Source organism: Paenibacillus sp. J31R34 (genome assembly GCF_059383715.1).
Window position 1 is genome coordinate 355,506 of the sequence record NZ_JBXENU010000004.1, and the last position, 13,639, is coordinate 369,144.

Consider the following 13,639-nt stretch of genomic DNA (forward strand, 5'->3'; position numbering starts at 1 on the left):
TGAGGAGGCGGCCCTGATGGATGGACGAGACTGGAATCTATTTTTACAGCCTTACGAGCAAACGGTTGAAGAACTCAAAGTTAAATTTAAAACGCTGCGCGTAGAGCTGAAAAGGCGTGAATCCTATTCGCCAATTGAATTTGTCACAGGCCGAGTGAAGAAGGTTTCGAGCGTTTTGGAGAAGGCAAGGCGGCTGCATGTGCCAGCTGACCAGCTGGAGCAAGGGATTGAGGATATTGCGGGCATTCGCATTATGTGCCAGTTCGTTGATGATATTCACCGGGTTGCCGGATTAATTCGTTCGCGCAAAGATTTGAAGCTTGTGAATGAGAAGGATTATATTACGAATTACAAGGATAGCGGTTATCGCAGCTATCATATGATCGTGGAATATCCTGTCCAAACGGCGCTCGGTCAGAAAAAGGTATTGGCAGAAATTCAGATTCGCACGCTTGCGATGAATTTCTGGGCGACGATCGAGCACTCGCTGAACTATAAATATAAGGAAAGCCTGCCTGAGGATGTGCGTCTGCGTCTCAAAAAGGCGGCGGAGGCGGCCTCCTCCCTTGATGAGGAGATGTCGAGCATTCGCCATGAAATTTTGGATGCGCAGCGCGGCTTCGAGGAAAGCTCGAATGTTGTCAGCAAGGTGCTCAGCACGATACAGGATCTTTATTTTTACCACCGCGTTCGGGAAGCTGCTCAATTTCAGCTGAAATTTAATGAAATGTGGGAGCAGGAGGATTTGTTCGGGCTCCAGCAGCTTGCTCTTGACGTTGAAGCGGCGGTTTTGCGGGCGAAGAAGGGTACGCAAAGCTAATAACAGACCTCCAGTGGCGCACAAGCGAGCGCCTTTGGGGGTTTGTTGCATAAATAGGGAAGCAGTTATTTGGAGGAGAGATCGTTTTGGCAGCAAAAATAAGGCTGGACAAGCTGTTGTCCCATACGGGCAACGGCACGAGAAGTGAAATTAAAAAATTCGTCAAGCAGGGGCTCGTTACAGTTAACGGAGCTGTTGTGAAAGATAGCGGCATGATTATTAATCCTGAACTGCATGAGGTCAGGTTCGAAGGACGGCAGGTCAATTACCGGGAATTCGCTTATTTTATGATGAACAAGCCAGCAGGCGTTGTATCGGCGACGGAGGATCGTAAAGATGAGACAGTCGTCGATTTGCTCGAAAATGAGGATCAAGCGATCCAGCCGTTTCCGGTAGGGCGTCTGGACAAGGATACGGTTGGTCTGCTGCTGCTGACCAATGATGGGCAACTGGCCCACGAGCTGCTGTCGCCGCGCAAGCATGTGCCCAAAACGTATGAGGCTGTAGTGCGAGGGAATGTAGGACGTGCAGATCAAGATCAGTTTACTGCGGGCGTTGAGCTGGATGATGGGTATGTGACGATGCCTGCCCGTCTAAATGTACGGAGCCAAGAACAGACGAATGAAGGCGTTATGTCGATGATTACGTTAACGATTATGGAAGGGAAATTCCACCAGGTCAAGCGGATGTTTGAGGCAGTAGGCAAACAGGTTGTCCATTTAAAGCGGGTGGCCATGGGTCCTCTGGCGCTGGATCCTGAGCTTGAAGAGGGTAGCTATCGTGAGCTGACTGAAGGCGAGCTGGAGCTGCTTCGTACTTATCGACGGACAGATTTGCAATAATGACGGGATAGAAAGCAGCAGCATTCGAAGCAAAAGGAATGAGACAATCTGTCAGCATCATAGGGTAGGTTAATAAATACCAATCCTGAGGTGATTGCTGCTTGCGCGTCCAAACCTTTAAAGTATACGTCATTACATCAGCAGATATCAGGCGTTTCATTATAATTGAAATTGTAATCGGCACGCTGACGTACAATGTGGGGCTTAAGCTGCTGCACAACGCCATTTTGGCAGGAACGCTGAGCTTTGCGGGAACCGAGAGCATTAAACGGAGCTTGCAGCTGATCAGGCGTAAGGGTGAAAATAAAAAATGAGTCTTACTCCCTTGTACATCAGGAGCAATAAAGCACAGAAAAACCGCCAGGAGCGCGAATCCCGGCGGTTTTTTGCATGCAGTGTGAGGTTAGGATTAGTACAAAAATCCTTTAGTTATGATGACCAGAAGAATAAACAGGACCAGGATGGCACCCGTCGATGTGAAGCCTCCATGTACACCAGACATGCTAATTCCTCCTGTACAGTTAATTTCCGGCTTAGGGTGCTGCTTTATTGAAATGTTCGTTTCCCTGCCGCTCGGTATACAGTATTGTATGTATTTCGCCCTGTTTGGAATGGACTCCTGTCATGGGTCATTTATAATTGGGCTCTTGTAAGGCCGCTAATTTCAGCAGCTTATGATGGATGTTACTATGGCGAATGCCCGGGAGGGATGAAAAAAGCAGCCTTCGTCGATAGGTATCGACGGAAAGCTGCTTGAAATGTTAATTTATCTTTTGCGACCGCGACTGCTTCCAGCTCCGCCGCCACGGGAAGGGCTGGATCCACGGCTGGAACCGCCGGAATTGCGACCACCGCTGCCAGAACCGGAGCTGCGTCCACCGGAACTGCGTGTTCCAGAGCTGCGCGGTGCACCTGAGGAGGAACGTTCGCTGCGCTCGCCGCCACCGAAGCTGCGAGGACCGGAAGGCCGTTCGCTGCGCTCGCCACCACCGAAGCTGCGAGGACCGGAAGGCCGTTCGCTGCGCTCGCCACCACCGAAGCTGCGAGGACCGGAAGGCCGTTCGCTGCGCTCGCCACCGCCGAAGCTGCGAGGACCAGAGGAACGTTCGCTGCGCTCGCCACCACTGAAGCTACGCTCTCCATTGCCGCCACGCTTGCTTCCAGTATTGCCGCCGCTTGCTGCTTCCCAGGGGCTGCCGCCGCCCGATTTGCTTGGAGCTGCTGACCGTTCAGCCTGCTGCCCACGGCCTCTGCCGCCAGCTTGCTGACGTCCGCGACTACCAGAGGATTCGCCGCCTCGGCGTCCTTGCTGACCGGAACGTCCCGAATCGCGTCCACCGCGTGTTCTTCCGCCACGCTCTGATGAGGAGGAATCTCTGCCATATGCCTTGGCTGGAGCTGCTGAGCGCTTCGTGTTGTCAGCTGTTAATTGGCCTTCTTCATCAATCGTAAAGCGCTGCAGGGAAGCATCAATGCTGCGCTCGATATGAGCAACTGCGCCGCGATCATGCGGTGAAGAGAGAGTTACTGCTGTACCGCGCTGACCTGCACGGCCTGTACGGCCGATACGGTGAATATAAATTTCCGAATCCTGCGGCACATCATAGTTGTACACATGAGTAACGCCTTCTACATCAAGTCCGCGCGCAGCGACATCCGTTGCGACGAGAATTTGCAGCTTGGCATCGCGGAATCGCTTCATGACCTGCTCGCGCTTCGCTTGCGTCAAATCGCCATGCAGCTCGTCCGAAGGAATGCCTTTATCCTGCAAAGCAGCATTCAGTTTTTTGGCCCGCACCTTCGTCCGGCAGAAAATAACGGCCAAATAAGGGTTATGCTGCTCAATGAGCTGCATAACGGCACGTTCACGTCCGCGGTCCGTTGTTTCGATGACGAATTGCTTAATGTTGTCGAGCGTCACATGCGTGCTTTGAATACGGATATCGACTGGCGTATTCATATAGTTCGCAGCAAGGCGCTTAATCGCTTCCGGCATCGTAGCCGAAAACAGCATCGTCTGGCGGGCTCTAGGCATATGCGCGATAATGTTCTCGACGTCCGGCAGGAAGCCCATATGCAGCATTTGGTCAGCCTCATCCAGCACGAGCATTTTCAGCTTGCCCAGGTTGATCGTCTCCCGGCGAATATGGTCAAGCAAACGACCAGGTGTTGCTACAACGATATGGGGAGCGTTGTTCAGCTTGCGAATTTGTGCGACAACATCTTGTCCGCCGTAAGCGGCTAGCACCGTAGCGCCAACAGTCGGAGCAAGCTTCGTAAGCTCACTCGTAATTTGAATGGCGAGCTCGCGGGTTGGAGTCAAAATAAGCGCCTGCACCTGTTCCTTGTGCACTTGAATGCGCTGCAATATAGGCAAGGCAAAGGCAAGCGTTTTGCCTGTTCCGGTTTGAGCTTGGGCAATGACGTCTTGTCCCGCAAGCAGCACGGGAATAGATTTTTTTTGAACCGGTGTTGGCTCGGTAATTCCGTTCTCATGGAGACGCGAGGCCAGCTCCGGCATGACGCCCATTGCAGTAAAATCAGTTGACATTAGACAATTTCCTCATTTCATAAAACATCGTTTGGTGTTAAGTATAACAGGTTGTACCCATCATGTGCATCTTTCCTGTACATATGCTATGCTATTTTGAAAGAAAAGTATAAAATATTTCAAGGTGAAACGGTAATTGCCACCCTTTGGTGGCTTGGCGCGTTTCAATCCGAGAAATATAAGCCTATTATAAGGATTAAACTTATAACTGCTTATATTTTGAAAAAGTCTTAATCAAGTGCACACTTTGGTTCACCACGTTTTTTTGAAAAGGAAGGGTAACGCATGAACGGAACGAATCGCGCGGCGGTCAAGCCGGGCCAGCAGGTCGATATTGTGCTAAAGCAGGATCAGCGTACGGGCAAGCTGACGAGAGGCATCGTCAAGGATTTGCTGACGAATTCCGGCACGCATCCACACGGCATTAAAGTTCGGCTGACGGATGGGCAAGTGGGCCGTATTAAGCATATTTTACCAGGGGAATAAGGAGATGGACGAGTGGCATTCGGCATATCCAGAACCGAAATGAATGTTTGGAAGGAACGGGTGCAGAGCGGCGAAATCGCTTTTTTGACGCATTATTGGCTGGACCCGCGCTTTCCTGCTATGAAGACGGTAACGAAGGTAGGCTGCTCCAATATAGACAAGCTGGCGCAGTGGTGCATGTCTTATGGGCTCGATCCCCGGTATATTCACTACCGAGACAGCTATCCGCATTTTGATCTGTTTGGGCCGAAGCAGCGACCGATTTTAATGGCGGAGCAGCAGCTGGACCAAATAACCCGCTTTAAATTGCTTTAATGGATATATTGTTAATAGATAAATGGTTAATGGAATGGCATGTGCCGCCGTCAGGGCGGCTGTTTGGCTTCGATAAGAGGGCAAAACCTATTATATCTCATGCCGAATATGAGATTTCAATTTTACGAGTTTAATGGAATGAATTATAAAAGTAAGCTCACATATAGAGAAAGCGAAGCGAGGGAGAGCGGTACATGGAGCAGGAGCAGGGAAAACAGCAGTTGCTCAAGTATTTTCAGGAATGGATTACATTGGTGGAGACGTTGGAGCAGCAGGAGGAAGCAGTATGGGAGCTAAGCTTGGCTCCGGGAAAATGGTCTGTTCGCGAAGTTGTCGCTCATATTGCGCTTTGGGATCGTTATTTTCTCACGACAGCAATTGAGAGATTGGGTCGGCAGCAGGTGCTGACGCTCAAGCATTTGGATCATAATGCTTTTAATGAAAATGCCCGCCTATATGGTCGCTATACTTCAATTGCGAAGCTGATCAGGCAGACGATTCAGGATCGTGAAGCGATTGTGGGGCTCATTCAAGCTTTGCCGGAGCAGCAGTATGCAGCTGAATACATAGATAGCGAGGGGCATCCCTTCCGGCTGCAGGCGTATTTGACCGATTTTATCGCGCATGACCGGCATCATATGGCACAGATTAAGCAGCTTCTGGACAGCGCAGCATTAGATTCATCCTTGGAGGAGCGGCTTCATCTCAAGCTGGAGGAGCTATCGATGAATGCTTGGCCTGCGCTGCAGGTGCTCATGTATGAGGGGTGGCAGCTCCGTCTGGCGAACGGCTATACAAAACGGTCAAACTCCATTGTGCCAGCAGCCTGCAGCGGGGAAGAGCTTTCGCGAAAAATCGCCTATGGCGAAGCTTTTTATAAGGCGCATGGACTGGATACGGCCTATAAAATAACGCCATTCTCCCAGCCGCCAGAGCTGGATGAGACGCTCGCGCTGCGAGGCTACGACAAAATAGACCCAGTTTACGTAAAAACGGCGCCCCTTGCTCAAATGAGCAAACCGGCTGGCGGGCTGGACGTTCGCATAGATTCTTTTTTAAGCGAAGCTTGGCTGGAAGCTTATACGTCGATGGCGAAGCATACGGCTGATGAGCGGGAGACGCTGAAAAAAATGTTTGCATCACCGCCGTTCCAGACGGCCTTTGCTGTGCTTTATGTAGAGGGAGCGCCGGCGGCTTGCGGTATTGGCGTTATGGAGCGAGGATATATCGGTCTGTATGCCGTCGTGACCTCACCAGATTTTCGCAGGCGTGGATTTGGCGAGCAGCTTCTGCTGCATATTTTGCAGTGGGGCAAGGAGAGTGGGGCGGAGCACAGTTATCTGCTCGTTACGCATGCTAATGAGGCGGCTAATCGCTTGTATGACAAGCTGGGTTTTACGCTGCAATACAACTACTGGTATCGGGTGAAAAAATTAGCGGCGTCCCATTAACCCGGGCGAAGTGGAGGGGCGATTACGTTGAAGCAGGCAGGCGGGAATTCCGGTTCCTTTGCACAAAAAGTGACAGCCGCTCTTATCGTTGTGTATACGATGTGGCTCATTTATGCGATGTTTTTTGGCTTTGGCCGGCAGGCGGGCAGCAGTGCGGAGCTTCGATATAATATCATTCCGTTTTCGACTATCAAGCTGTATGTAACGAACTTTTATCATATAAACCTTGGCGATTGGATCATTAATATGGGCGGCAACATTGTCGTGTTCGTACCTTTTGGCCTCGCGCTTCCCATTGTTTTTCGCTGGCGGCTGGGCAAGACGCTGCTGTCGTTTCTGCTATTTATTACGCTGCTGGAAGTGCTGCAAATGCTCACGAGGCGCGGCAGCTTTGACATCGATGATATACTCATGAACAGCGTCGCTGTTGTGCTTGGTTACGGCATTGTTGTCTGGTTTAGGAAGCAATAAAAGGCGCCCTAGGCTCTCTTAATTAGAGAAAGCCGGGCGCCTTTTGCTTTTATTCGAAAATCAGGCCCATTAAGTCGTCCTGCGTCACTTTGCCGAAATAATAGCCTAGATCGATCTCGCCAAGCAGCTTGCCGAGCGCAGCAGCTTCGTAACGCTGGCCAATAAGCTGCTTTGCAAATTCGCTGCTCTCGCCACGGCCGAAGAAATCGCCATATACGGCGGCATCCACAATCAGGCCTTCTTCAACTTGGAGACGCACATCGAATGTACCAGCTCCTTCTATCCGCTTCGTCTGGCGCATATTGAATGCTGGCGACCGGCCATAATTCCAATCCCAGTTGCGATATCTCTTCTGGGCGAGCTCGCGGACATCTGCCCATTGTTCCTCAGTCAGCTCGTAATAAGGAATTTCCTCGCTGCCTTCAAAAATGGAAGCGAGCACGCTTTGGCGGAAGTCTTCAATTGTAATAGGTGCTGCCAGAAACTCGGAAATGTTGGCCACGCGGCTGCGAATCGATTTTGTCGCTTTCGACACATATTTTTCGGGATTCGCTTTTAAAGCCGATACGACATTTTCAATTTCGGAATCAAACAGCAAGGTGCCGTGGCTAAACATTCTGCCCCGTGCCGAAAACTGCGCGTTGCCGGAAATTTTTCGTTCGCCTACTTGAATATCGTTGCGACCCGTAAGCTCTGCCTGAACGCCAAGCGTGGCTAGCGCCTTTACGACAGGCTCGGTGAATTTTTTGAAATTATGGAACGATTGGCCATCGTCACTCATGATGAAGCTGAAATTTAAATTACCTTCGTCATGATAAACGGCCCCGCCGCCGGACAGCCGGCGCACGACATGGATATTATTTTCCTCTACATAGCGCGGGTTGATTTCTTCCATTGTATTTTGGTTTTTGCCAATAATAATGGAAGGCTCATTAATATAAAACAGCAAATAATCGTCTTCCGGCGGCAGCGACCGTAAAATATATTCTTCCAGCGCCAAATTAAGCGCAGGGTCTGTTATATGTTCGTTGCTTACAAAACGCATCATAACGATTCCTCCGAAAATAGTAATAGGTTGCAAAAGCTTGCTGCTCCTATTATACCCCTCCTTGGGGCAAATGCCATGGATAAATGAGAGCGGATTTTCAACCCGCAAGGAGAAATGCTTTTTCTCGCCAAAAAGGACTGTCGTTCACGCATCGTTCATTTTGGCATGCAAGAAGTGAGTGTGTTGGAATAAAAAGGGAAGTTGCGGAGGGGCTATCTCTTGACATCGCGCGAAAGCTTCATTATAATCGGAACTAATTCTTAAAATGTCACATTTGGCGTTGATGAGGAGCAGTAGTATCGCGGGGCATGGCTTAGAGAGCCGGCGGATGGTGCAAGCCGGACCTGCAGCGATATGAATCTCACCTTGGAGCTGTGCGCGCAAGCGTACCGTATGGCCTGCGTTAAAGGCAACAAGTGAGCACTCGGCAAAGCATGTCCGGGGGCTAACTAGGGTGGTACCACGGGAGACAGCTCTCGTCCCTAGCGATCATACGCTAGGGGCGGGAGCTTTTTTGTTTGGAAGCCGCTGAAATTTTGCTTTACCAAGCTTAAGGAGGAAACATTCATGAGTCAAGATCAGCAACCGCAAGGCTATAATCCACTGTTGGTAGAGCCGAAATGGCAAAAATATTGGGATGAGAACAAGACGTTCGCAACGAAGGAAGAAGCGGGCAAACCGAAATTTTATGCACTCGATATGTTCCCTTATCCATCCGGTTCTGGCCTGCACGTCGGTCATCCGGAAGGTTATACGGCAACGGATATCGTGTCGCGTTACAAGCGTCTGCGCGGCTTTAACGTCCTGCACCCGATGGGCTGGGATGCATTTGGCCTTCCTGCAGAGCAGCATGCACTGGATACAGGGCAGCATCCGCGTGAGATTACATTTAAAAATATCGACAATTTCCGTCGTCAAATCAAGTCGCTCGGCTTTTCCTACGACTGGGATCGCGAGTTCAGTACGACTGACCCGGATTATTATAAATGGACGCAGTGGATTTTCATCCAGCTGTATAACAAAGGCCTTGCTTATGTAGCTGAAGTTCCGGTTAACTGGTGCGAAGCGCTGGGAACCGTGCTTGCCAATGAGGAAGTAATCGATGGACTAAGCGAACGCGGCAACCATCCAGTTGTACGCAAGCCAATGCGCCAATGGGTATTGAAAATTACCGAATATGCGGAGCGCCTGCTGGAGGATCTGGAGGAGCTTGATTGGACGGAAAGCATCAAGGATATGCAGCGCAACTGGATCGGCAAGTCTACAGGCGCCGAAGTGACGTTTGCTATTGAGGGCCATGATGCGAACCTTGTTGTGTTCACGACGCGTCCGGATACTTTGTTCGGTGCTACTTATTGCGTGCTGGCGCCTGAGCATGAGCTGGTTGCCCAAATTACGACAGCGGATCAAAAGGCAGCTATTGAAGCTTATCAGCTGACAGCTTCCCGCAAGAGCGATTTGGAGCGTACTGATTTGGCGAAGGAAAAATCCGGCGTGTTCACGGGTGCTTATGCGATTAATCCGGTCAATGGCGAGAAAACGCCAATCTGGATTGCCGATTATGTATTGGCTGGCTATGGCACAGGTGCGATTATGGCTGTTCCAGGCCATGATACGCGCGACTGGGAGTTTGCAACGCAGTTCGGACTGCCAATTGTGGAAGTCGTGCAAGGCGGAGATATTTCCAAAGAGGCTTACACTGGCGACGGTGCACATGTAAATTCCGATTTGCTGAATGGGCTTAACAATGAAGAGGCGATTGCAAAAATGATTAGCTTCCTCGAAGAAAAAGGCAGCGGTCATGGCAAAGTGACCTACCGTCTGCGCGATTGGCTGTTCAGTCGCCAGCGTTATTGGGGAGAGCCGATTCCAATTTTGCATCTGGAAGATGGCACAATGAAGCCTGTTCCAGAGGATCAGCTTCCGCTGCTGCTGCCGGATGTAGATGCGATTAAGCCTTCGGGTACAGGGGAATCGCCGCTTGCGAATGTAACGGAATGGGTCAATACGATTGATCCGGAAACGGGTATGAAAGCACGCCGCGAGACGAACACGATGCCGCAATGGGCGGGCAGCTGCTGGTACTACCTGCGCTTTATCGATCCGAAAAACGACAAGGAAATTTGTTCGCCGGAGAAGCAGCGCGAATGGCTTCCGGTTGACCTGTATATCGGCGGAGCGGAGCATGCTGTGCTTCACCTGCTGTATGCGCGCTTCTGGCATAAAGTGTTGTATGATCTGGGCGTAGTTGAGACGAAGGAGCCTTTCCATAAGCTCGTTAACCAAGGGATGATTTTGGGCACGAACAATGAGAAAATGTCCAAATCCCGCGGCAACGTCATTAACCCCGATGAAATTGTATCGGAATTCGGCGGAGACACGCTGCGTTTGTATGAAATGTTCATGGGGCCGCTGGAAGCAACGAAGCCTTGGAACACGAACGGCGTAGAAGGATCTTTCCGTTTCCTAAGCCGTGTATGGCGCCTGTTCGTCGGTGATGATGGCAGCTTGAGTTCGAAAGTTTCGGACGCTGAAACAACCGAGGCATTCAAGCGCACATGGCACCGTACGATCAAAAAAGTAACCGATGACTTTGAGCATCTGCGTTTTAACACGGCAATCAGCCAGTTGATGATTTTTGTCAATGAAGCTTATAAAACCGAAGTGCTGCCACGCGAAGCAATGGCTGATTTTGTAAAAATGCTGTCCCCGCTTGCGCCGCATATTGCGGAAGAGCTGTGGGAGAAGCTGGGCGGAACAGGGACGATTACTTATGAGTCCTGGCCGGTATGGGAAGAGGCTTGGACGGTTGACCAAGAGGTTGAAATCGTCGTTCAAGTTAATGGAAAAATCATTGAGCGCCTGTCGATAGCGGCAGACACCGATGAAGCCGAAATGGAACGTCTTGCGAAGGAACTAGGTAAGGTGCAGGAGCTTATTGCAGGCAAAACCATCCGCAAGGTTGTAGCTGTAAAAGGTAAAATCGTCAATATCGTTGCCAATTAAACGGTAGCCACATGAAGAGGTGAACGGTCAGTTAGCTGAAGAACAGCTATTGACCGTTCACCTCTTCGCCGTAGAAAGATATGGAAACTTTGGCGACATCGTCATGGAATTTGGCATGAGTCGTCCGGATAAGCCGGTTGAATACATCATCGGTCTCACAGCGAAGCAATTTCAGAGCTTGTGCGGTAATGCCTCCGGGAACGGCTACCCGCGCCTGCACATCAGCTGGCGTAAGGCCTCCTTCAGTCAGGAGCAAGCCTGTTCCGAGCAGCATGGCGCTGGCCACCTTGAGCGCTTCCTCGCGGTCAATGCCCGTCTCTTCAACCGCTGCGTCAACGAACTGCTCCAGCAGACAGGAAATAAACGCTGGACCGCAGCTTGACAGGTCCGATACGACTCGCGTATAGGATTCATCAATTTGCAGCGGCTCGCTGATAAAGGCGAGCAGCGATTCGAGCCGTTCCTTGTCTTCGCTGTGGATGCGGGAGCCATAAATACATAAGGAAGCGCCGCTCCATACATGATTTGTAATGCTCGGAATGACTTTGGCCACTTTGCAGGGCACTACTTCCTCAAGGTGCGAGAGCAGAACCGGGCTAGTAATCGAAACTAGCAGCTGCTCAGGCCTTACGACAGACGCTATGTCGTCGATGACCTTTTTAAATTCATGCGGCTTAATGCAAAGAAACACAATATCCTTGCCAAATGCGGCACGTGCATTGCTCGTTTCTGCTTGAAGTCCGGCATAGCGGTCAGCGAGTGCCTGTGCTTTGGCGAAAGTGCGGTTGCTGACGGAAATTTGATCGGATTCCAGCGCTCCCGAAGCGATTAATGCTTCAATGAGCAGACTGCCCATCGTTCCCGTTCCAATAAATCCAACTTTCATAGGGTGACCTCCTTCGTTGTGAGGTTGTGAAATGGAAGCGGCCTTGTTGGGGCCTGATTGAATTGCTGTGTAAGCTGTGATGATTTTCCGAAGTGGAACAGGCTTTAAGGCGAAGTAAGCCTATTCGCAGTTTACCTGTTCTTCTACCGTATTCCTGACAACTTGGCAGTTATGTCAACGATTTTTATCTTTTTTGGAGCGGTTATTCATAGCGAAAGGTGTGGGTAAAGGATGAGGCAACGAGCGAAGGAGAAGCAATATGGGAAAAGTTCGGATGCTAAGCGGACGATTATGGCGGTTTGTTTGCTGCTCGCCTGTGGGCTGCTTGGAGCAGCTATATTTATGCCGAAGGAGCAGGCTCCAAGTGGGTGGACGACGCTAAATGAGGCTGTGGAAGCGGCATTGCCGCCAAAGCAAGGCAGTGAATCCGGTTCTGCTGGGGTGAAGCGCGAGGCTGGAGAGGGTAGCGGCTTAGGGAAGCAGGCGGATGCAGAAGGACAGCAGGTGAATGCAGCGACAAATGGCAGTAGTGGAAAACAGTCCTCAAGCGGCGGCGGAGATGGGGGAAACGGAAGTGGGAAGTCTGCTGCTGGGGGAATAGCAGAGGGAACGAGCTCATCTGGGGTAGAAAGTGCCGAGAAGATGATACAAGATGGGGAAAGTGTCGACGCTGGAGGAGCTGCAGAAGCTGGGGCTGGAACTAGCAATGGAATTAGCAGTCAGAATAGCAATGAGAATGGAAATGTAGCAGGCAACGGAAGCGGCGCTGTTGGGGCGGGGCAAAGCGAGACGGGTGAAGGGGCAGCAACGTCGTCGACGGATTCGGGCAAGCTGGATATTAACCGAGCGACAGCTGAGGAGCTTGATGGCCTGAAAGGGATTGGACCAGCCAAAGCTAAAGCGATTGTTGAAAATCGAGAGAAAAATGGGCGGTTCACATCGGTCGATGACTTGCGGCGAGTGAAGGGAATCGGCCCTAAGCTGCTTCAGGGCATGAAAGACAGCATTGTCGCCAATCCTTAAGTATGAGAAAATAACAGGCAGCAGCCGGATTTTATGAAAAACCAATATATCGTGTATTTTTAATAGCAATTGTGGCTGACGATTATTTTGAACGAGCATCAAGGAGGAAGCTGAAACAATGGCAATAGTAGGGCAAGATGCCGAACGTAAAGACTGGGATACGTATTTTATGGACATTGCTTATATGGTATCGACGCGCTCACGCTGCCCGAGGCGGCATGTGGGAGCTGTACTGGTGCAGGGCAAAAAGCTGCTTGGCACCGCATATAATGGAGCGCCAATGGGCGTTCAGGATTGCTCGGAAGCGGGCTGTATGATTGCGGAAGAATGGGAAATTAAGCAGGAAAATGGCGCGGAGCAAATGGTTAAAAAGCAGCGCTGCATTCGCACGATCCACGCGGAGCAAAATTTGCTGCTGTTTACCGATCGAGCTGATCGTGAAGGCTCAACGGTATATGTAACAGACCAGCCTTGCTGGACTTGCGCGAATATGCTCGCGAACAGCGGGATTAAAGAGGTTGTTTACCACCGCGGTTACCCGAAAGACAGCGAGAAGGTTGTGACGCTGATGGGGCACTTAGGCATTGTTTTTCGTTTACTGGAAGGCTATGAACCGCCGCCGCAGGCGGGAATGTCGGTTATTTCTTGATTTTGTATGTGGGTAGAGACGGTTAGAGCTATGGGTGATAGTGGGTAGGAACTGGGCTAGGAAGAGAGAGTGCAACAGCCATAGATGCAGC

General features: G+C 50.7%; 14 protein-coding genes and 1 other annotated feature. Of the genes, 10 read left to right on the forward strand and 4 right to left on the reverse strand.

What is annotated here, in order from left to right; genetic code table 11:
- Positions 1-16: 16 nt before the first annotated feature.
- From yjbM to AC50YG_RS14305, 3 genes are all read left to right on the forward strand, one after another.
- The gene (gene yjbM / locus AC50YG_RS14295) at positions 17-820 is read left to right on the forward strand and encodes a GTP diphosphokinase (RefSeq protein ID WP_341278453.1); all 804 of its coding nucleotides are present in this window, start codon (positions 17-19) and stop codon (positions 818-820) included.
- A gap of 86 nt (positions 821-906) precedes the next feature.
- The gene (locus AC50YG_RS14300; RefSeq protein ID WP_494827610.1) at positions 907-1,662 is read left to right on the forward strand and encodes a pseudouridine synthase; all 756 of its coding nucleotides are present in this window, start codon (positions 907-909) and stop codon (positions 1,660-1,662) included.
- Positions 1,663-1,763: 101 nt separating this feature from the next.
- Positions 1,764-1,976 (forward strand): hypothetical protein, encoded by a 213-nt coding sequence (locus tag AC50YG_RS14305; protein WP_341278451.1) that lies wholly within the window; start codon positions 1,764-1,766, stop codon positions 1,974-1,976.
- A 95-nt stretch (positions 1,977-2,071) separates the two neighbouring features.
- Here AC50YG_RS14305 and AC50YG_RS14310 read toward each other — a convergent pair whose 3' ends face one another.
- Positions 2,072-2,164, reverse strand: a complete 93-nt coding sequence (locus AC50YG_RS14310; RefSeq protein ID WP_081418580.1) for a sporulation protein YjcZ — start codon at positions 2,162-2,164, stop codon at positions 2,072-2,074.
- A gap of 264 nt (positions 2,165-2,428) precedes the next feature.
- Positions 2,429-4,213 carry a DEAD/DEAH box helicase gene (locus AC50YG_RS14315; protein WP_494827612.1) on the reverse strand — a complete coding sequence of 595 codons (1,785 nt, stop codon included), beginning with the start codon at positions 4,211-4,213 and terminating at the stop codon, positions 2,429-2,431.
- A 285-nt stretch (positions 4,214-4,498) separates the two neighbouring features.
- Between AC50YG_RS14315 and AC50YG_RS14320 the strand changes: the two genes are divergently transcribed.
- From AC50YG_RS14320 to AC50YG_RS14335, 4 genes are all read left to right on the forward strand, one after another.
- On the forward strand, positions 4,499-4,699 hold the full coding sequence (locus AC50YG_RS14320; protein WP_494827614.1) for a YwbE family protein: 201 nt from the start codon (positions 4,499-4,501) through the stop codon (positions 4,697-4,699).
- 12 nt (positions 4,700-4,711) lie between these two features.
- A complete protein-coding gene (locus AC50YG_RS14325; RefSeq protein WP_341278449.1) occupies positions 4,712-5,014 on the forward strand; it encodes a hypothetical protein in 303 nt (100 codons plus the stop codon).
- 194 nt (positions 5,015-5,208) lie between these two features.
- Positions 5,209-6,465, forward strand: coding sequence for a GNAT family N-acetyltransferase (locus AC50YG_RS14330; RefSeq protein ID WP_494827616.1), 1,257 nt, complete (start codon positions 5,209-5,211; stop codon positions 6,463-6,465).
- Positions 6,466-6,492: 27 nt separating this feature from the next.
- Positions 6,493-6,936 (forward strand): VanZ family protein, encoded by a 444-nt coding sequence (locus AC50YG_RS14335; RefSeq protein WP_494827619.1) that lies wholly within the window; start codon positions 6,493-6,495, stop codon positions 6,934-6,936.
- Between the two features lie 49 nt (positions 6,937-6,985).
- Here AC50YG_RS14335 and lplA read toward each other — a convergent pair whose 3' ends face one another.
- Complete coding sequence (lplA, locus tag AC50YG_RS14340) at positions 6,986-7,981, reverse strand: lipoate--protein ligase (protein ID WP_494827784.1); 996 nt, start codon at positions 7,979-7,981, stop codon at positions 6,986-6,988.
- A 274-nt stretch (positions 7,982-8,255) separates the two neighbouring features.
- Positions 8,256-8,471: a binding site (T-box leader), on the forward strand.
- Positions 8,472-8,551: 80 nt separating this feature from the next.
- On the opposite strand from lplA, the gene leuS reads away from it, so the two are divergent.
- Positions 8,552-10,990, forward strand: coding sequence for a leucine--tRNA ligase (gene leuS, locus AC50YG_RS14345; protein ID WP_494827620.1), 2,439 nt, complete (start codon positions 8,552-8,554; stop codon positions 10,988-10,990).
- Positions 10,991-11,036: 46 nt separating this feature from the next.
- On the opposite strand, the gene comER is transcribed toward leuS, so the two are convergent.
- Entirely contained in the window at positions 11,037-11,876 is an 840-nt protein-coding gene (gene comER / locus AC50YG_RS14350; RefSeq protein ID WP_494827623.1) for a late competence protein ComER, read from the reverse strand.
- 231 nt (positions 11,877-12,107) lie between these two features.
- Between comER and AC50YG_RS14355 the strand changes: the two genes are divergently transcribed.
- Together AC50YG_RS14355 and AC50YG_RS14360 are read left to right on the forward strand one after the other, a co-directional pair.
- Entirely contained in the window at positions 12,108-12,899 is a 792-nt protein-coding gene (locus AC50YG_RS14355; protein WP_494827624.1) for a ComEA family DNA-binding protein, read from the forward strand.
- Between the two features lie 118 nt (positions 12,900-13,017).
- Positions 13,018-13,548: a deoxycytidylate deaminase gene (locus AC50YG_RS14360; RefSeq protein ID WP_341278443.1), complete on the forward strand. Its 531-nt coding sequence runs from the start codon at positions 13,018-13,020 to the stop codon at positions 13,546-13,548.
- Positions 13,549-13,639: the final 91 nt, after the last annotated feature.